21 protein-coding genes are annotated in these 17,815 nt (G+C 47.6%); all 21 read right to left on the bottom strand.

Features of this window, described 5'->3' with window-relative positions:
* Window positions 1-7: 7 nt before the first annotated feature.
* The 21 genes from HF992_RS06055 to HF992_RS05955 all read right to left on the bottom strand — a co-directional run bounded on the left by HF992_RS06055 (window position 8) and on the right by HF992_RS05955 (window position 17,486).
* Window positions 8-439 (bottom strand): precorrin-2 dehydrogenase/sirohydrochlorin ferrochelatase family protein, encoded by a 432-nt coding sequence (locus tag HF992_RS06055; protein WP_168549168.1) that lies wholly within the window; start codon window positions 437-439, stop codon window positions 8-10.
* 1 nt (window position 440) lies between these two features.
* A complete protein-coding gene (locus tag HF992_RS06050; RefSeq protein ID WP_168549167.1) occupies window positions 441-1,031 on the bottom strand; it encodes a cob(I)yrinic acid a,c-diamide adenosyltransferase in 591 nt (196 codons plus the stop codon).
* A gap of 10 nt (window positions 1,032-1,041) precedes the next feature.
* Entirely contained in the window at window positions 1,042-2,538 is a 1,497-nt protein-coding gene (locus tag HF992_RS06045; protein ID WP_168549166.1) for a cobyric acid synthase, read from the bottom strand.
* The gene (locus HF992_RS06040; protein WP_168549165.1) at window positions 2,501-3,340 is read right to left on the bottom strand and encodes an energy-coupling factor ABC transporter ATP-binding protein; all 840 of its coding nucleotides are present in this window, start codon (window positions 3,338-3,340) and stop codon (window positions 2,501-2,503) included. The genes HF992_RS06045 and HF992_RS06040 overlap by 38 nt, the downstream gene beginning before the upstream one ends.
* A gap of 9 nt (window positions 3,341-3,349) precedes the next feature.
* Window positions 3,350-4,015, bottom strand: a complete 666-nt coding sequence (cbiQ, locus tag HF992_RS06035) for a cobalt ECF transporter T component CbiQ (RefSeq protein WP_168549164.1) — start codon at window positions 4,013-4,015, stop codon at window positions 3,350-3,352.
* Window positions 4,002-4,286, bottom strand: coding sequence for an energy-coupling factor ABC transporter substrate-binding protein (locus HF992_RS06030; RefSeq protein ID WP_168549163.1), 285 nt, complete (start codon window positions 4,284-4,286; stop codon window positions 4,002-4,004). The genes cbiQ and HF992_RS06030 overlap by 14 nt, the downstream gene beginning before the upstream one ends.
* Window positions 4,283-5,005 carry an energy-coupling factor ABC transporter permease gene (locus tag HF992_RS06025; protein ID WP_168549162.1) on the bottom strand — a complete coding sequence of 241 codons (723 nt, stop codon included), beginning with the start codon at window positions 5,003-5,005 and terminating at the stop codon, window positions 4,283-4,285. The genes HF992_RS06030 and HF992_RS06025 overlap by 4 nt, the downstream gene beginning before the upstream one ends.
* Window positions 5,006-5,015: 10 nt before the next feature.
* The gene (locus tag HF992_RS06020) at window positions 5,016-5,711 is read right to left on the bottom strand and encodes a cobalt-factor II C(20)-methyltransferase (protein WP_168549161.1); all 696 of its coding nucleotides are present in this window, start codon (window positions 5,709-5,711) and stop codon (window positions 5,016-5,018) included.
* A 9-nt stretch (window positions 5,712-5,720) separates the two neighbouring features.
* Entirely contained in the window at window positions 5,721-6,488 is a 768-nt protein-coding gene (locus HF992_RS06015; RefSeq protein ID WP_168549160.1) for a sirohydrochlorin cobaltochelatase, read from the bottom strand.
* Window positions 6,489-6,492: 4 nt separating this feature from the next.
* Window positions 6,493-7,941, bottom strand: coding sequence for a uroporphyrinogen-III C-methyltransferase (gene cobA / locus HF992_RS06010; protein WP_168549159.1), 1,449 nt, complete (start codon window positions 7,939-7,941; stop codon window positions 6,493-6,495).
* A gap of 18 nt (window positions 7,942-7,959) precedes the next feature.
* On the bottom strand, window positions 7,960-8,706 hold the full coding sequence (cobK, locus tag HF992_RS06005; protein ID WP_168549158.1) for a precorrin-6A reductase: 747 nt from the start codon (window positions 8,704-8,706) through the stop codon (window positions 7,960-7,962).
* Window positions 8,703-9,428, bottom strand: a complete 726-nt coding sequence (cobJ, locus tag HF992_RS06000; protein WP_168549157.1) for a precorrin-3B C(17)-methyltransferase — start codon at window positions 9,426-9,428, stop codon at window positions 8,703-8,705. Before cobJ ends, cobK begins: the two co-directional genes overlap by 4 nt.
* A 221-nt stretch (window positions 9,429-9,649) precedes the next feature.
* Entirely contained in the window at window positions 9,650-10,708 is a 1,059-nt protein-coding gene (locus HF992_RS05995) for a cobalt-precorrin 5A hydrolase (RefSeq protein ID WP_168549156.1), read from the bottom strand.
* A complete protein-coding gene (locus tag HF992_RS05990) occupies window positions 10,698-11,471 on the bottom strand; it encodes a cobalt-precorrin-4 methyltransferase (protein WP_168549155.1) in 774 nt (257 codons plus the stop codon). Before HF992_RS05990 ends, HF992_RS05995 begins: the two co-directional genes overlap by 11 nt.
* Window positions 11,472-11,483: 12 nt before the next feature.
* On the bottom strand, window positions 11,484-12,047 hold the full coding sequence (locus HF992_RS05985; RefSeq protein WP_168549154.1) for a decarboxylating cobalt-precorrin-6B (C(15))-methyltransferase: 564 nt from the start codon (window positions 12,045-12,047) through the stop codon (window positions 11,484-11,486).
* Complete coding sequence (locus tag HF992_RS05980) at window positions 12,037-12,651, bottom strand: cobalt-precorrin-7 (C(5))-methyltransferase (RefSeq protein WP_168549153.1); 615 nt, start codon at window positions 12,649-12,651, stop codon at window positions 12,037-12,039. Before HF992_RS05980 ends, HF992_RS05985 begins: the two co-directional genes overlap by 11 nt.
* On the bottom strand, window positions 12,642-13,766 hold the full coding sequence (gene cbiD, locus HF992_RS05975; RefSeq protein WP_168549152.1) for a cobalt-precorrin-5B (C(1))-methyltransferase CbiD: 1,125 nt from the start codon (window positions 13,764-13,766) through the stop codon (window positions 12,642-12,644). Before cbiD ends, HF992_RS05980 begins: the two co-directional genes overlap by 10 nt.
* Window positions 13,767-13,788: 22 nt before the next feature.
* On the bottom strand, window positions 13,789-14,472 hold the full coding sequence (locus tag HF992_RS05970) for a cobalt-precorrin-8 methylmutase (protein ID WP_168549151.1): 684 nt from the start codon (window positions 14,470-14,472) through the stop codon (window positions 13,789-13,791).
* On the bottom strand, window positions 14,472-15,170 hold the full coding sequence (locus tag HF992_RS05965; RefSeq protein ID WP_168549150.1) for a cobalt-precorrin-8 methylmutase: 699 nt from the start codon (window positions 15,168-15,170) through the stop codon (window positions 14,472-14,474). Before HF992_RS05965 ends, HF992_RS05970 begins: the two co-directional genes overlap by 1 nt.
* A complete protein-coding gene (gene cbiB, locus HF992_RS05960) occupies window positions 15,170-16,126 on the bottom strand; it encodes an adenosylcobinamide-phosphate synthase CbiB (RefSeq protein ID WP_168549149.1) in 957 nt (318 codons plus the stop codon). The genes HF992_RS05965 and cbiB overlap by 1 nt, the downstream gene beginning before the upstream one ends.
* Window position 16,127: 1 nt before the next feature.
* Window positions 16,128-17,486 (bottom strand): cobyrinic acid a,c-diamide synthase CobB, encoded by a 1,359-nt coding sequence (locus tag HF992_RS05955; protein WP_168549148.1) that lies wholly within the window; start codon window positions 17,484-17,486, stop codon window positions 16,128-16,130.
* Window positions 17,487-17,815: the final 329 nt, after the last annotated feature.

Below are 17,815 nucleotides of genomic sequence, written 5' to 3'. Positions count from 1 at the left end.
ATCCTCACTATAAATCTTCTAATATCGCTTGCAATTTCTGACGAACTTCCTTGGCTCTAGCAGCAGACAGCCCGTTAGTTGAAATCATCACCGAAAAATCCTTGGCTGGGGCAACGGCCACATTGTAAAAATCTGAAAAGTGCTTATCTCCCGTATTATTAACCAACTGACAAGGGGCGGCATCCGCCATGATTTGACGGTTAACAGTCTCTTGATCCGTACAGGCCAAGACCAATTTGGCATCCTTCAAATCACCTTTTTGATATTCTCTAGCCACCCAAGTTACTGTTGAGGGCTCAATGCTCTCATGTAGGGTTGGGCTGACAATGGTCACCAGCGCCTTCTCGGCCAAGAGGTGCTTGATTTTACGTGAGGCAACCTTGCCGCCTCCAATCACTACCACTCGTTTCCCACTAATATTGATCATGACTGGATACATGCTACTCTCCTGTTTTTCTTTGACGAGATTTAAAAATTTTAGCACTCCGCTTGTAGACTGTATCTGGAACCCCCAAACGATGGTTCACCAAGCGGGCAATGACAAAGAAATAATCAGACAAGCGGTTAATGTACTTGAGCCCGACGGGATTGACCGCTTCTTGAGCTTCAATGACGGCCACCATTTTACGCTCTAAGCGACGGGTCATGGTTCTGGCCATGTGAAAGGAACTGGCCAAAGGATGCCCACCAGGAATGATAAAATAAGCCAAGGCTTCTGGAATCGGAATATAGGCATCCATCTTCTCCTCCAACCAGGTCACATTGGCCTCTTCTTGCTTGTAGGGACGCAACTCCCTTGGCGTTGCCAAATCGCTCCCACAATCAAAGAGGTGTTGCTGGATTTCCTCACATTCTTCCCTTAAATCATCCAGAGCAGGGTAGTCCCTCATCTCTGATACAATCCGTCCCAAGAGCGAACACACCTCATCCATAGTCCCATAAGCCTCCACGCGGCAATGAGTCTTGGACACACGATCACCTCCATACAGCCGAGTAAAGCCTGTATCACCATATTTAGTATAAATCCGCATTCGTCGCCTCCTAGATGCTCTGATTTAAAATGGCATAGAGCTTGTCCATATCGACAGAAGCCCTCACAATATCTGCCAACTTGTCATATTCCTTATCCTTAAAGTCGTCGATGGTCAGGGTCTGCCCTTCAATAGGCTCAAGTCCTTTGGCTTGCCGTAGCTGGTTCAAAAAGTCTCTGGTCCAGGCCAAGTTATCGAAAACCCCGTGCAGGTAAGTGCCTTGAACCAAGCCATCGTGCCCAATCGCTCCATCAAATCGCTCTGTCTCTTCACCATTCTGCAGACGAATGCACGAGAAAGGCTCAACCCCTTCAGCCAGAATGGTCTCTCCCATGTGGATTTCGTAACCGTCTAAGCAATAACCCGCATGGTCGGCCTGAACCTGGGTTGTCCGTTTGACCGCTCGGAAAATGGTCTCCGTTTCCAGTAAGCCTAGCCCTGTTATTTCATCAATGCTGGACTCAACATGCAAGGGATCTGATAGTTTTTTCCCCAAGAGCTGATACCCCCCACAGATCCCAAAAATCCGACTGCCTCGACTCAAGCTCTCTTTGATTTCCTCTTCCAAGCCTGACTGACGCAGGTAAGCCATATCCTCAATTGTATTTTTACTACCTGGTAAAATCAAGAGATCGGGCTGACCAATGGCATCTCCCGGCATGACATAGCGCACGGAGACGTCTGGTTGAATTTCCAAACTATGGAAATCGGTAAAATTAGACATGCGCTTAAGGCAGACAATCGCCACATCCAAGTCTTTTTTACGATCAAAACGGCGACTCTTTTCCACCAAGGCAACACTATCTTCACTATCCAAATCCAGCTGAGCATAAGGCACAACACCGATAACTGGCACCTGGGTCAATGCTTCAATCATATCAATACCTGATTGCAAGAGGGCAACATCCCCACGGAATTTATTGATAATGACCCCCTTGATGCGGTGGCGATCCTCTTCTGGAATCAGCTGAATGGTGCCGTAAATTGATGCAAAGACCCCGCCTTTATCAATATCAGCCACTAAAATAACTGGAGCATCCACCAAGCGAGCCATTCCCATGTTAACAATATCGCGATCATTCAAGTTGATTTCAGCTGGACTACCCGCCCCTTCCAGAACAATCACATCATTTTCCTGGCTCAACTCTTCATAGACCACCTTGATTTTAGGCAAGAGCTCCTGCTTAAACTCGTGATAGGTCACCGCATCCATATCTGCCAAAACCTTGCCCATAAAGACAACCTGAGACTTTCGATCCGATGTCGGCTTGAGAAGGACAGGGTTCATGCGAACATCTGGCTCGACCTTGGCAGCTTCCGCTTGAAAGACCTGAGCCCGTCCCATTTCATCCCCCTTTTTGGTGATAAATGAATTAAGCGCCATATTTTGCGACTTAAACGGTACAACCGATAAGCCATCCTGTCTGAAAATCCGACACAGCCCTGCTACAATCACACTCTTTCCTGCATCAGAAGCTGTCCCTTGAACCATGAGTGATTTTGCCATTGCCACTTCCCATCCTTTCAAAAAATTCATCTTCACTAGAGCAGAGTGGCAGACCGAGCTCCTGATGGAGACGCACCAACCACGGCACGCCTAAGCGCGCTTTCTCTAACAAGTCCCTGTGTAAAAAGACCGTGTCTTTTTCACCCTCAAGGATCAGCTGCCCTTGATGAAGCACATAAGTGTAGTCACAACAGTCATACATCAAATCCATGTCATGACTGGTCAAAATAATGGTTGTCCCCTGCTGAACCAGCTTTTTCATCAATCGAATCATATGCGAACGCCCCTTAGGATCCAGCCCAGCCGTCGGCTCATCGAGCAAGAGGTAGCTGGGCTTGAGAGCGACAGCACCTGCAATCGCAACCTTCTTTTTCTGACCAAAACTCAGGTACTGAATCGGTCGCTTAGCCAAATGCTGAATATGCATGGCATCTAAGGCCTCTGCCACACGCTGCTCAATGACTTCCGCTGGGTAGCCTAGATTTTTCAACGCCAAGCCTACATCATCCTCAACCAGCGCATAAAAGAGCTGTTGCTCTGGATCCTGAAACACAATACAGACATCCTGACGGTAAGCATAAAGGTCTTTTTTTCGGTAACTCAGTCCAGCGCCCTCATAGAGCACTCGGCCACTCTGGGGACGGTAAAGCCCCATAATGACCCTCATCAGGGTCGACTTACCAGACCCATTGGCCCCTAAAATACCAATAATCCCTCCTTTATCAAAGGTCATACTCACCTCATTGAGGGCATGCCCGAAAGAAGGGTCATAAGAATAGGTCACTTGTTCTACTGCTAACATTCTCATCCCCTACTGATCAAACCGTATCTCTAGCATCTCAACCACATGCTGATTTGCTTGTATCAATCTAGTAAACAATTGACTGGACAACAAGCCCAAGGTCTGGTAACTCTGCTTGACACCACCAAAACCAAACTTCAAATCCAAAGTGTCTCGCATGACCAGAAACTCATGTAAAAACATAAAAATAAAGCGGTACATCAAGACTACCAATTCAATCAGCTCTTTAGGAACACGCGCCTTACGACAGAGGCTAATCAATTGTGGAAAAGGTGTTGTCACGGTCAAAAAGAAGGTCGCTGCCAAACTCACATAGACCCGAACCAATAGGGCTAAAGTCTGCTGATAGGCCGCTGGCTCAATGTTCAAGACATAACTTCCCAACCGCCATGACCACAAGGTCTCAGCTGGTAGCGTCCTACTGATACTGAATAAAATGGTTACTAAACTGATAAAAACAAAGGGAACAGACACTGCGACCCACTTGGCATAACTCCGCCAATGGATACGTCCCACATAGAGCGTCAACGGCACCAAGACACTGAGCAGCCCCAGCTGCCAGCTAAGGATTCCAGAAAATGAAATCCCTAGCGACAGCACATAGAGCGACACTTTAATCTTTGGATTGACACCTACCCAACGGTTGCGGTAGGCATAATAATCAAAGATGAGCATGCGTTTTCTTTCCTTTATGATAACCAATAATGTAGGTAATAATCCCCACACCGATACTGCCTTGCAGGGTGAAGAGCAGACTCTCAATCTCACCACTAGCTGGCTCATAAAGAGAGGAGAACCACGGTTCATAGTCTGGACGAACTTCGGTAATAGCTGCTTCAGCACCACCATCTGAACCACCAAATTCAGCTTGTTCAGGGGCTAACCAAAAGGCCGCCAATGCAATCAAGACACAAGTAAGGAGCAAGAATAAGTTCTGTTTTTTCATGCGGAAAAGACCTCCACTTCTTTAGAATAGTTGCTCACCAAGTTATAGAGCACCACTGACAAGAGACCTTCAATAATGGCAATTGGCACCTGAGTAGCCATGAAGACCCCCATGAATTTCATTGCAGCCCCCAAAACCCCTGCTTGACCATCTGGAAAAGCAATCGCCAGTTGCAGGGAAGTGGTCAAATAAGTGGCCAAATCAGCCAAGGAAGCACATAAGAAGATGGCCACCTTTTTATTAACCCCAAAACGGCGAGCAATACGGTAGATGCCATAACCAACAAAAGGCCCTACAACTGCCATTGAAAAGCCATTAGCTCCTAGAGTCGTCAATCCTCCGTGAGCCAAAAACAAGGCCTGAAAGAGTAAGCAAATGGTCCCCAAAACCACCATGACACTAGGACCAAACATGGCTGTCCCAAAACCAACACCGGTAGGATGAGAGGTTGAGCCTGTGACAGATGGGATTTTCAAGGCTGATAAAATAAAGACAAATGCACCCGACAAGGCCAACCAAACCTTCTGAGTGGGCTGTTCAACCATCACCCGACGAATCTTAATCACCCCATAGATGAAAAACGGTAAGAATAAGGCGAACCATAAGAGACAGTGAGCAAGTGGCAAATACCCTTCCATAATGTGCATGGCTGATACTGATGGACCACTCATAATAACTAATAGTAACAATAAAAAGATAAGAGATAATTTATGTTTCATACCAACCTCCTTAAGGTCGCTTAACAATCAGTGTTGTAAAATAAGACAGTTTCTCATCGAAGGAAAGATCCCTCACCCCACGGCGAACGTCTTGCCTATCTGTGCTAGCATGACTAACCAAAATCGTCGTGTCCAAAAGCCCGTGCTTGTCTAATAGAGGCAAAATAGTTGGCAGGTAATTGGCCACCTTCATGATAACAACTGTCTCATGCAAGGACAAGGCAGCCTCCAGACGTTCCAAGCCTGCGGTAGCAGGCACCACTGCAAAGGATTCTTCATCCATGACCAGAGGCACACCAACCTCAGACGCTATACTATTGTAAGAGGTAATGCCTGGAATGGTTTTGGTCTCAATACGATCCCCGATAATCTCTAACAAATAAGCATAAGTACTAAACACCATCGGATCACCCAAAGTGATAAAGCCAACATTGCTTCCCGCTTGGACATCAGCGATAATTTCCTCTGCAATCGATTGCCATTGCCCTTCTTTCAAGGAGCGATCACGCACCATGGGAAAATGCCGTTGCTTGATTTGCAAATGCTCACTGAGGTAGGGCTCTGCAATACTAAGGGCCAAGCTCTTGTCGTTTTTCTTAGCTTCTGGTGTGTAAAGAATATCAAGTTGCTTGAGCATCCGACTGGCTTTGACAGTGACCAACTCACTGTCACCTGGTCCGATGCCAATGCCGTAAAATGTCGCCATAATCTCCTCCTAACCAATTATATCATTTAGATGTTCCAGATAGAGCGCCTGTACTTCAGGGTATTCTCCCAAGCCAACCAGATGGGGAATGACAGTGTAGCCACGACGTTCAAAGTAGGTTTTCCAAGAATCGTCCTCATCCGACAGCAAGTCATTGGTTGCATGGTCACCAGCTACTAACATAAAGGGGGCCAAATGAATATCCGTCACCCCAGTCTGACGCAGTTGCTCTTCAATCAATTCAACAGAAGGATAGCTCTCCACACACCCCATCCGAACAGCTGTCCCCTGCAACATGTGATCCAAAGCCGCATAAGCTACAAAAGCATAGTGCTGGCTGCCATGTCCCATTAAGACACTCGCAGCTTTTTGGCCAAAACGTCCATAGCGGTTGAGGAGAAGGTCCTTGACCCTCTTGTAATCCTCTTGGCTATACAAGAGTGGCTTCCCGACCTTGAGTACATCAAAGCTGGAGACAAACGCCTCTGATTGCTTGAGAATTTTGTCGTATTCTCCGCCGATAATGATGTGCAAGGGCTGAATATAGACTTCTCTAATACCTTCTGAGGTCATTTGCTCCAAAGCCTGCATAACATTAGGAATATCCAGCCCTTCATTGGCCTTGATCCGACGAATCACCACACCTGAGGTAAAGGCTCTATAAACCGCATAATCTGGGTAGTGTGCTTGAATAACTTGCTCGCAGGCTTCAATCGTTTTTTGCCGAGTTTCAGGATAAGTCGTCCCAAAACTCACTACTAAAATGGCTTTTGTCATCCGCTTATTCCTCTGTCAACAGCTGGCGGCACTTGTCACGAATGGCCGCAATGGTCGGCTTGTCTGTCTCAATAATCTCTGTATAGCCTGCTTGCTCAATAACGGCCCTAGTGGTCTCACCCATAACAATAATCGGCAGATGGTTAAGCTTAACCTCTAGCTCCTCTGCCATGGCAACAAAATTGGTTGCCGCTAGAGAATTTGGCAAGCAAATCGCCTCTAGCTCCACTTCCGATAAATCAGGCAAGTCATCATCAAAATCGACAGTGTGGGTCACAAGGACAGGTAACTCATAAAAACGACGGACGGCCTTCTGCTTATAGTCAGGTGCTAAAATGTACCAGTTACCGGTTTCGTTGGCCAACGTTTCAACCAAGTCCTCACCGTGAATGTGAGCTCCCTTGGCATAAAGAATTAAACCTGACTCTCCCATCGCCTTAGAAGTGTGTTGGCCTACCGCAACGACCTTCACATGCCCTAAAGCTCGTAAGTCTTGTCCTGTCGCTTTAAGAGCCTCTAAAAAGAGAAGCCAGCTCTGCCAATCCGCCACCAAAAGGCCATCAAGAGTTGTTACATCAGGAAGCTTAAAAGGGAAAGGATTCACCTTGTTTCGACCTGGGAAGGTCACTAGGTTTGCCCCATCATCCTTGAGGAGACGAGGCAGTTTGCCTGTCGGAGACGCTTGGATTAAAATCTGGCGACCAGATAAAGGCAGGTGCTCATGAAAGTTTAACTGCTGGCGGAAGGAAACCACATCGCCAATCACAATGATGCTCGGTGCTGTCAAGCCATGCTCAGCCACAAGCTCTGTGATGGTCGACAGTGTCCCATCAATTGAACGCTGCTGAGGATGGGTCGCCCATTCGATCACAGCCACAGGCGTCTCAGATGCAAAGCCACGGCTAGACAACTCTGAAGTGATGGTTGCTAAGTTTTTCATGCCCATCAAAAAGACCAAGGTGCCCTTGAGTTGAGCAATGGCTTCCCAGTTTAACTGTTCGGTCTCATCCTTGAGGTGCCCTGTAAAAACATGAAAACTCGTCGCCACATCACGGAAGGTCATCGGAATCCCCGCATAGGTTAAGCCAGCCACAGCCGAGCTCACCCCAGGAACAACCTCAAAATCAATACCAGCCTCAACAAGACTCAAAGCTTCTTCACCACCACGACCAAAGATGTAGGGATCCCCACTCTTCAACCGCACGACAGCTTTGCCTTCTCTGGCCTTCTCAATCAAAATCGCCTCGATCTCATCCTGGCGCACACACGGCATCCCAGATTGCTTCCCAACGTCAATGGTCTCGCAATCAGGCTTCAGATACTTAAACAGGTCCTGGTTAATCAACCGATCATAGACCAGAACATCTGCCTCTTTTAGACGACGAGCGCCCTTCACAGTAATCAACTCCTGGTCACCAGGACCAGCTCCTAATAAAGTGACTAAACCTGTCATGTCTTATTCCCTTCTTTTCTAAGCCAAATAGGCACGCAATTCTTCTACCGTTGATACACTCTGCGGGTAGTCAACCAGGGGACGGGCAATGATGATACAATCAATTCCCAGCTCCAGGCAACCATCAATTTTTTCACGAATACCACCAACGCTACCGCTCTCCTTGGACACAAAGACCTCCGCCTTGGAGCGCAGGATCAACTCCTTGTTGCATTCTTTGGAAAAGGGAGCCTTGATGGCATCAATCTGATCAGCTACCAACCCCAATTGCTCACACGCTAGCAACACTTCCGAGGTTGGCAAGACCCTCACCACGATACGGCTATCAGGCAAGCCTTCAACAAAGAGCGGCAGGGTCTTGCTGCCTGTCCCTAGATAAACCGTCTTGTAACCCTTTTGCCTCATAACCTGAATGGCCTCTTCGGTAGAATGAACGACAATAGCCCCGCTCAAGTCAAGAGTTGCCTGACGTTCAAACCGCACATAGGACACCCCAGCTAACTCTGCCGCTCTAATCGCCTCCTTGGACACAATATCCGCAAAAGGGTGGGTGGCATCGATAATTTCATCAACACCGTTGGCTTGAATGAAGGCTACCATGTCCTCAGCAGTCAACCGCCCTTGAATCACTGGCTGGCCAAATTTGGAAGCCAAATGCTTGCCATAATCGGTGACGACAGAGGTGGTAACAGCCAGTTCCAGCTCATTGAGCAAGGCTAGAATATCTGTACTGTCTGACGTTCCTCCCAACAATAGCTTCATCATAGGGTGTAGCCTCTCGGTGTAATCATACGACCGTTTTTGACATAGGTTTCCTTGTTACCAACAATGATAATAGTCGTCATATCGACCAAGGACTCATCTAAATCTTTGATGGTAGTTAAAATATAAGTCTCATCCTTGCGACCGATGTCTTTACCAATACCAACGATCGTGTCTTCTGACTTGTATTCTGAAATGATGGACAAAGCTTTGGCCAAATGATCTGGACGCCCTTTACTTCTCGGATTGTAAAGGCAGATGACAAAGTCACCTTTAGCAGCTGCATGCAGGCGTTTTTCAATCACAGACATAGGGGTCATCAAGTCACTCAAGCTAATGTGACAAAAGTCATTCATCAAAGGAGCTCCCATGACAGCTGCAGCCCCAAGGCTAGCGGTAATCCCTGGAACCACCTTAACATCTAACTCACTGTTATCCCCTAAAAGTTCCAAAATCAAACCAGCCATACCATAAACCCCAGCGTCACCACTAGAGACCACACCGACATTTTTCCCTGTCTCAAGTGCCAAGTCAATAGCCTTTTGACAGCGCTCAATTTCATGGCGCATACCTGTGGTGACATGCTCCTTGCCCTTGACCAAATGACGAATCAAACGCATATAGGTGGAATAGCCAACAACAATCTCACAATCCTCAAGCGCCTCAAGTGCTTCGCGCGACATCAATTCTTCTTTACCGGGGCCTAAGCCAATAACGTATAACATCTTATTCTCCTTTATTTCTAAAACTTGTTATTATAGCAATCTATCACGAGAGCCATGATTTAATCTGATGATTACTCTAAGCTCAAACGAACCAAATCTGATGGCGCTCTCTTAAAAAAGACTCAAGCTCCTGATTCTCTGATAAAAACGTAATAATACAAGCAGATTATTTGACCGACTTATGGAAACGCGTTTGGATAGGCATGTCACTACCTCTCCAGTCACTTACTCCCCAACTCACTGACAGTAGCCTTGGCCAGAGCATAGGTACAGCCATCCTTGGCGAAACGATCCGTCAACACCTGACCACTGCTCGCAAGATCTGCACTGGCAAGAGCGACACTGCCAACCCCAACCGTCTGCTTGACAAAGGCTGACTGCGGGTACTTGTCAGCAACCAAAAGAAGCTCCTCCCTAGTAAAAGTCTCAAAGGGACAGCCGAGGCTTGACGCCAGAGACAGAATGGCTTCTTCTTCTTTTTTGACATCAATACTGACAATCTTAGCAATTTCCTGAGGAGAAATCCCTTCTTGCTGGCAAAAGAGCTCAAACCCTTCTTGAAAAACCTCAGGCAATACTGCCTTACGTGCACCAACACCTAGAAGATAAGGTTTGGGGTAGATGACCGCCACATTTTCCCTGACTTCTGAAGTGGGACGGGTCGTTAGGATAATGAGTGGAGCCGTTCCCTCTAAAATATCCTCTAGCGCTTCAGCGGTGATAACCGTCAAACCTCGTGTGTCTGTCACCCAAGCCTTTTCTTGATAGAAATAGACCTGCTGCTGATTGCCGAGGTAGCTGTTAAAGGGCTTGACCAGAGGGCGGAGGTCATCTCGCCAGCCGTTGACCGACTTGGCCAAGGTATCCAAAGCCACCACATTTTGAACATCAGTAGCTGTCGTGATAACAGGATTTGCCCCCATCAAACGAGCAATCGCTAAGGTTTGCTCATTAGCGCCGCCCAAATGACCGCTCAATAGACTGATCACATTCGTCGCTTTCTCATCCATGACAATGACCGCGGGGTCTGCTGCCTTATCCAACACCACAGGTGCAATAGCACGCACGACAATCCCTGTCGCCATGATACAAATGAGAACATCAACCTCCTTAAAGAGCTTAGCAATAGCCTGAACAGGACTCCCCTGTAAGGCCAGCGTCTCGTCATCCGCCAATTTCGGCAGGGTATACACCAGACCCGTTCCCAAACCCTTTTGCAGGGTTAAGGCAGTGGCCTTACCTGTCGGTGTGAGAGCGACAATGGCAACTTTATTTAGCATGGCTACTTTTCCCGTGGCGGAACTCATGTTCAAATTCCTTGTGATAGAGTTTGGAGTAATAAAACTCCTGCCCCAGAAAGTCACCCACCAAAATTAAAGCCGTTTTACTGATTCCTGCTTCCTTAACTTTCTGAGCAATATCTTGCAAGGTGCCAAAAACCTTTCGTTCCTCTGGCCAGGTAGCCTTGTAAATCACAGCAGCCGGCGTCGTCTCAGGGTAGCCTCCCGCCACCAGTTCCTCAACAACCTTATCAATCCCGTGAATGGATAAGAAGATCGCCATGGAAGTACGGTGTTGGGCATAGCTTCTTAAGGATTCCCGATCAGGCACAGGTGTCCGACCAGCCATTCGCGTGATAATGACGCTCTGAGAAACTTCTGGTACCGTGTACTCCGTCCCAATACTTGACGCCGCACCCAGAAACGAACTGACACCTGGGGTGCAATCAAAAGGAATACCGCGCTTTTTCATCTCCTCGGTCTGTTCTCGAATGGAGCCATAAATCGAAAAATCTCCAGTCTGTAAGCGCACGACTTCCTTACCAGCCTTGACCCCTGCCTCCATCACATCAATGATTTCCATTAAGTGCATGCTGGCACTATCATGGATTTCAGCTCCCTCTTTACAATAATCTAGAAGGGCAGGATTGACCAGAGAGCCTGCATAGATAACCACATCAGCCTTTGACAGCTGCTTATAGCCTTTAAGGGTAATTAAATCCACATCACCAGGTCCTGCTCCGACAAAATGAACAATTGACATAAACGCTCCTTTCTAAGCTTCTTGTGCTTTTTGACAAGACACAATAATTGTTGAGTTCTGAGGCTTAAAGTAATGCCCCTTACCCAGCCCTGTCCAACGGCTAGCCTGTAACGACACCATCTCTAGCTCATCCCAAGCCATCTGTTCAGCAATAGTAACTGCTTCCAAGGCATTTTCCAAGAGGATAAAGTTGAGCACCAGACGCCCACCAGGCACCAAGAGTTCCTCACACCAGTCAAAAATTTCCTGCATGTTACCGCCAGTACCACCAACAAAGATGGCATCAAACTGACCATCAAGGGCAATCGGTGCCTTGCCCTCATGGAGAGTAATGTTTTGGCAACCAAAATGAGCTATATTCTCCTTGGTCAAGGCTACCGCATCAGGGTTCTGCTCTACCGCAACAACCTCCAACTCTGGATAGGTATAGGCTGCCTGAACGGTCACGCTGCCTGTCCCTGACCCAACGTCCAGAAGGCGCTTGGCACGGTGTAAGGCCAGTTTATCTAAACTGATAGCCCTAACCTCCTCCTTGGTCATTGGAACCTTAGTCCGAATAAAATCACTATCCCTCATCGAGCACCACCACCACATTCATCTCATAGGCACGATCTTCAACCTCTTGTGCCGACAGAATGCTAATCCTTTCATCATCATAACTTAATTGTTCCCCAATAATAATCGTCTTACGACACCCTCGCTTGACAGCCTCTTGGGCAATCTGGTAGGGACCAACCTGCTGATCCGTCACCATAAAGACCTTAGGGAGGCTCATGATCAAATCAAAATTAGGCACCTTGGCATGGCTGCTAGTCAAATAAGCGTCATTCATTGGTAGACAGACCTTGCTAGCCAGGTATTGCATGGCACTAATGCCTGGTTGAATCGCTACCCGACCTGGGAATTTTTCAGACAACCACTTACCTAGACCGTAGATCAAGGGGTCTCCTGACACCAGATAAACAATCTGAGTCTCTTCTGGATAGCAACGCAAGAGTTGATCCAGCTCTGCTAATTTTTTCGGGGCAACCTTCCCCTTGTCTCGATAGGCAGCTGGTAAAACCTCCAAATGTCGCTCGCTGCCTAAGACGACGTCTGCCTGCGCACAAATGGCCTCTTGGCCCACCAAGCAAAAACGAGCATCTCCAGGACCAATGCCGACCACATGAATCATGTCCATTCCTCCTTAATCTCCTCCAGCGGTTTCGTAGAGGCGAGATAGCCATCCTCCGAACCGAACAGAACCACCTCAATGGTGACCGCTGGTTTTTTAAATTTGAGCAAGCGTTCTGTCTTCATCTTGATTTTATCCGCCAGAACCTGATAAACCCCTTCATAGCCGTAATCCTTGATAATGACCGCTGCTGCCTCGGTCGTGATACAAGCATCCACTTGCTGAAGCATGTCTAGCGGCGCTCCCATGAGGGCTAGATTGGCCACTAGGGTTTCGATGCGTCCATCCGAATCCTTGCTATGGGTGGACATGGTGCCTGCAGCTACCTTGACCAATTTTCCCATATGCCCGACCATCAAGACCTTAGTAAAGCCTAGTCGCTGAACTTCTTTGAGCACATGACCGACAAAGTTACTCATGTTCACGATATGCGCTTTAGGAATCCCCAGCTGTTCGGTGGCAAAGGCCTCACCGTAGTTACCAGGTGCCAGAATGACCGAGCTGTGCCCATTGTTTCGCAGCATGCTCAACTCAACGGTAATGGCTGCCTTCCAAGCATCTTCTGACATGGGATTAACGATGCCGGTCGTGCCCAAAATGGAAATCCCCCCCAGAATACCTAGCCGAGAGTTGTAGGTCAGCTTGGCGATTTCTTCCCCTTCTGGCACAAAAATCAACACTTTTGCCCCACATTCTGGACCGATTAGTTCTCGAACCGATTGGGCAATCATCTTTCTCGGAGTCGGGTTAATAGCTGCCATACCGACTGGGTTGGCCAGCCCTTTCTGGGTCACTCGGCCAACTCCTTGACCCCCATCAATCTCAATCTCTGTTTGATCAGGCAAAAGGGTTACTGTGGCATAGATTAAAATCCCATGCGTCGCATCCGCATCATCACCACCATCTTTTTGAATCGCAGCCGTCGCTGTCAGACCATCGAAAGAAGGGGCGTGAACCGTCATGGTAACTGTCACGCCTGAAGCTGTCCGGACAGTAATTCTCTCCTCCAGCTCCTGGTTCAAAATCATACTGACCGCAGCAACGCTAGCTGCTGTCGCACAGGTCCCTGTTGTGTAGCCCCGCCGAAGTTTTTTGCCATTGACATAGACGTATTCTTCCATCTCACCACACCTTTCTTAATGCTTAGTCAGCTGACGTTGGTACACTGTAGCGTTGGTAATCTTGGGTCTCGTCCTTCAGCTGATATAGGATGGCATTGACAATTGCCGCCGCAATGGTACTGCCGCCTTTACGTCCTAGAGCTGAAATCGCTGGGATCTCACTCTCATGCAGTTGCAATTTAGACTCTGCTGCCCCCACAAATCCAACTGGAACACCAATCACAGCATCAGGTTTTAGCTGACCAGCCTCAACCATATCCAATACCTTAAAAATTGATGTCGGTGCATTACCAAAGACAAAGAGCTTTGGTCCCTCAACCTTAGCAGCATACTCAACCGCCGCCATGGAACGGGTGATCCCTTTTTCTTTGGCTTCCTTGAACACTTCAGGCTCATTGACCAAGCAACGGTACTTGACCCCACGCTGATCCAGCAAGGTTTTATTAAAGCCCCCCAAGACCATGGTTGTATCTGTAAAAATCGTTCCCTGATGAGTTAAAACATGAATGATATGGGCGATAGCGTCATTGGAAAATTTAATATTGTAGAGGTAATCAAAATCCGCACTGGTAAACACCACCCGCTTGAGCACTGCTTCTTCAAAAGGGTCTGAAAAACGGATATCCGGGTGCTCCTGATCGATAATCTCTTGAATTTTAGCAAAACTGGCTGCCTCAATCTGATGTGCTTGCTTGAGATAAGACATTACCCTTTTCCTCCTTCTGTCGCTGTCGGTGTCGAATAACGCACATAATCATCCGTTACGACGGTTTTCATTTGGTAGATAATAGCATTGACAATCGCCACAACAATGGTGCTCCCTCCCTTACGACCAAGGGTAGCAATAGCAGGGACAGGTGAGTCAAGCAAGGCTTCCTTAGACTCTTCAACATTGATAAAGCCAACAGGTACACCAATAATGGCATCAGCAGTGGCTTGCCCTGCCTCAATCAATTCTAACAGGTAGGACAGGGCTGTCGGCGCACCGCCAAAGGCAAAGACCTTAGGACCTTCCAAACGTGCGGCATACTCAACCGCAGCCATCGCTCGGGTAATTTGCTTATCCTTCGCCAACTGAACCACCTCTTCATGGTTGATGAAGCACTCATAGCGAACCCCCATCTGATCCAGCACACGCTTGTTAATGCCGTTTAAGGAAATGGAAGAGTCAACAATCAAGGTTCCTTTTTGCGACAAAACCTCTAAAATACGGTCATTCACCTCATGGGTAAATCGCATGGTGTAGAGGTAATCAAAGTCTCCTGACGTATGAATAGCACGTTTGATGATGGACTCTTCCATCTCTGTTTGAAAGACATAACCAGCATGTTCCTCGTCAATCACAGACTGGATAATTTGAAAACTTTTTTCCTCAATAGAGGATGGATTTTGAATATATGACATCAGATAACTCCTATCATGTTTAAACTGATATAACTCAAAAGACCAAGTAGCAGGGCAACTGTCGTACTCATGTAGAGCAAGGACACTGTGGTCAAAATATCTTGGGGCACAACCGCCCGCAACCGATCGCCAATCGTAGGTTTGTCAATCAACTCCCCATGGTAGACATGAGCCCCTCCAAGCCGGATGCCTAAAGCTCCTGCAACCACAGCTTCTGAAAAAGCACTATTGGGACTGGCATGCTGGTAACGGTCCCGCCAGCCAATACGCAGGGCTGACCGCCCATCCAGCTGCAACATGTGACTAGCCAAGACAAGGCAGCCCCAGGTCAAGCGAGCCGGGAGCAGGTTCGCCAAATCGTCCATCTTGGCTGAAACAAAGCCAATATAGCGGTACTTTTCCGTTCGATAACCCACCATAGAATCCAGGGTATTGACGGCCTTGTAACCCATGGCTAGAACGGGTCCACCCAGAAAGAGACAAAGTAAGGGACCAATGACCCCATCACTGGTGTTCTCAGCCACCGTTTCAATCGTGGCTTTGGCAATCTCTTCTCGATTTAAAGAAGTTGTATCCCTTCCCACAATCATACTAACCTGGTAACGAGCATCTTCGAGACTCCCCTCTTGGAGCGTTCGATAGACCTTGACAGCCTCAACAGCCAAGCTACGCCCCGCCAAACTAGCATAGGCCAAGTAAATCCAGACCACCCAGTAGAGCACAACGTGAACCTGTTGGGCCAAATAAAGCCCAGCAGTAACCACACCAACTGTCAAACCAACCGTCGTTACCCACAGCAATCCTCCGAACAGATAGGCTGTTACGGGGCGCTTGGCCCGATAGCGAAGACAAAAAGAGATGTAATTCCCCATCCATTTGACAGGATGCGGCCAGTGGTATGGATCACCTAAGATCCAATCCAGCAAGACCGCTAAAATCACTGCTAACACCACCATATCAAGTCGCCTCACGAATATAGTCTAACCAATTGGACAAGAGGTCTTGGTTCTGGTAGAGGTGAACATGTAGATAGCTCGCAAAAGTACGTCCCTTTTGATAGCCCCCTGCCCACTGTGAAACGACTTGCCCATCTCGCTCCTTATGCAGGTCCAATACTGTTGGTTCTGAAGTCTCAAAGACAGAATGGTGAAACTCATGCCCTCTGACCCTTGTTCCACTGGGACCAAACAAGCTCGGCACCTGCGTCTTGGCCTCACAGTAACCAAACCGTTTCAAACGTGGCGTCATCACACTTTTCCCTTCAAAAATCCCAACCATCTCATAGACCCCATCAGCAGTCTCCAGAGCCTCTCCAAGATACATCAACCCACCACATTCAGCATAAATAGGCTTGCCTGCCTCGTGGGCTTCTAAAACTGACTGACGAAAAGCCTGATTAGCCATCAAAGCCTCCGCATACATCTCTGGAAACCCTCCGCCAAAATAGTAGGCATCTGCATCTGGTAGTTGCTGGTCTGCCAGAGGACTAAAAGGCACCAAGGTCACCCCTGCTTCTCGCAACAAATCCAGATTATCTTCATAATAAAAATGAAAAGCCTCATCTAGCGCATAACCCAAGCGCAAGGGGGTATCATTCTTCACCTCAAAGGGGCTATCCTGCAAGAGACGTGGGGCCTCCACCTTCTCCAACAAACGCTCCAGCCGCACATGCGCCAAAGCCATCTCGCCCAACTGCTCAAAACTCTGATCCAAACCAGCCAGCTCAACGTCAGGAATTAAACCCAAGTGCCGTGAAGGCAGCTCCACAGCGATATTCTTAGGAAAATAGCCGAGCACCTCAACAGAGGTATAGCGCTCAATAGCCCCCTTAATCAATTCATAGTGCTGCTCAGAAGCGACACGATTGACGATCACACCAGCAATGGTCACTTCTGGGTCAAACGTTGCAAACCCGTGCACTATAGCTGCAGCAGATGTCGACGTCGCCTTGCCATCAATAACCAGCACGACAGGAATATCCAACTGCTTGGCAATAAAAGCCGAAGATGCACAATCCTTGTCCGTGCCCAAACCATCAAATAATCCCATGACCCCTTCGACAACAGCGACATCAGCATCCTCTTGCCATTTCGCATAAGACCAAGCTAAAGCCTCCTGATGAGGGATCATAAAACTATCAAGATTACGTGAGGGACGCTTGGTAATCCGACTGTGATAGGCTGTATCAATGTAATCAGGACCAACCTTGTAGGGCTGGACACGGTAGCCCATTTTAGAGAGAGCTTTCAACACCCCTAAGGTGACTGTCGTCTTGCCCACACCGCTAGATACCCCAGCCAGCATAAACCGTTTCATCTCTAACCTCCATTATCACTTAATTGGATAGAAAAAGGGCTACAAAAAGATAGCTTTTTGTAGCCCCGTTGCTCACTGATAACTAGACACATCGTTGTGTAAAAATGATTCGCATCTTGATAAACATATTATACTACTTGTCATTTTTTGGGTCAAGTCTTTTTTTGAAATCAGTTACATTTTTTTGAAATCAGTTACAAAAAGAAAGTTCTAAAATGAAGTTAGCCAGTTGAGAGTATGCAAAAACATCTCAGAGAGATATAATGTAGTTCACCACAAACACATTAAAAGGAACTCTGAGATGCAAAACCATTATACTACAAAAGGCA

This window comes from Streptococcus ovuberis, from assembly GCF_012396585.1.
Lineage (GTDB): Bacteria > Bacillota > Bacilli > Lactobacillales > Streptococcaceae > Streptococcus > Streptococcus ovuberis.
This window is presented reverse-complemented; position numbering and strand designations above follow the sequence as displayed.

Excerpts from the sequence above, each read along its gene's own strand:
- HF992_RS05995 (WP_168549156.1), bottom strand. The coding sequence starts at position 10,708 with ATGCTAAATAAAGTTGCCATTGTCGCTCTCACACCGACAGGTAAGGCC.
- HF992_RS06020 (WP_168549161.1), bottom strand. The coding sequence starts at position 5,711 with ATGGCGACATTTTACGGCATTGGCATCGGACCAGGTGACAGTGAGTTG.
- HF992_RS06025 (WP_168549162.1), bottom strand. The coding sequence starts at position 5,005 with ATGAAACATAAATTATCTCTTATCTTTTTATTGTTACTATTAGTTATT.
- cbiQ (WP_168549164.1), bottom strand. The coding sequence starts at position 4,015 with ATGCTCATCTTTGATTATTATGCCTACCGCAACCGTTGGGTAGGTGTC.
- HF992_RS05955 (WP_168549148.1), bottom strand. The coding sequence starts at position 17,486 with ATGAAACGGTTTATGCTGGCTGGGGTATCTAGCGGTGTGGGCAAGACG.
- HF992_RS06050 (WP_168549167.1), bottom strand. The coding sequence starts at position 1,031 with ATGCGGATTTATACTAAATATGGTGATACAGGCTTTACTCGGCTGTAT.
- HF992_RS06055 (WP_168549168.1), bottom strand. The coding sequence starts at position 439 with ATGTATCCAGTCATGATCAATATTAGTGGGAAACGAGTGGTAGTGATT.
- HF992_RS06045 (WP_168549166.1), bottom strand. The coding sequence starts at position 2,538 with ATGGCAAAATCACTCATGGTTCAAGGGACAGCTTCTGATGCAGGAAAG.
- cobJ (WP_168549157.1), bottom strand. The coding sequence starts at position 9,428 with ATGTTATACGTTATTGGCTTAGGCCCCGGTAAAGAAGAATTGATGTCG.
- HF992_RS05985 (WP_168549154.1), bottom strand. The coding sequence starts at position 12,047 with ATGAGGGATAGTGATTTTATTCGGACTAAGGTTCCAATGACCAAGGAG.
- HF992_RS05980 (WP_168549153.1), bottom strand. The coding sequence starts at position 12,651 with ATGGACATGATTCATGTGGTCGGCATTGGTCCTGGAGATGCTCGTTTT.
- cobK (WP_168549158.1), bottom strand. The coding sequence starts at position 8,706 with ATGATGAAGCTATTGTTGGGAGGAACGTCAGACAGTACAGATATTCTA.
- HF992_RS05965 (WP_168549150.1), bottom strand. The coding sequence starts at position 15,170 with ATGTCATATATTCAAAATCCATCCTCTATTGAGGAAAAAAGTTTTCAA.
- HF992_RS06015 (WP_168549160.1), bottom strand. The coding sequence starts at position 6,488 with ATGACAAAAGCCATTTTAGTAGTGAGTTTTGGGACGACTTATCCTGAA.
- HF992_RS06030 (WP_168549163.1), bottom strand. The coding sequence starts at position 4,286 with ATGAAAAAACAGAACTTATTCTTGCTCCTTACTTGTGTCTTGATTGCA.
- HF992_RS05970 (WP_168549151.1), bottom strand. The coding sequence starts at position 14,472 with ATGTCTTATCTCAAGCAAGCACATCAGATTGAGGCAGCCAGTTTTGCT.
- HF992_RS06040 (WP_168549165.1), bottom strand. The coding sequence starts at position 3,340 with ATGTTAGCAGTAGAACAAGTGACCTATTCTTATGACCCTTCTTTCGGG.
- HF992_RS05990 (WP_168549155.1), bottom strand. The coding sequence starts at position 11,471 with ATGTCAATTGTTCATTTTGTCGGAGCAGGACCTGGTGATGTGGATTTA.
- cobA (WP_168549159.1), bottom strand. The coding sequence starts at position 7,941 with ATGACAGGTTTAGTCACTTTATTAGGAGCTGGTCCTGGTGACCAGGAG.
- cbiB (WP_168549149.1), bottom strand. The coding sequence starts at position 16,126 with ATGGTGGTGTTAGCAGTGATTTTAGCGGTCTTGCTGGATTGGATCTTA.
- cbiD (WP_168549152.1), bottom strand. The coding sequence starts at position 13,766 with ATGGAAGAATACGTCTATGTCAATGGCAAAAAACTTCGGCGGGGCTAC.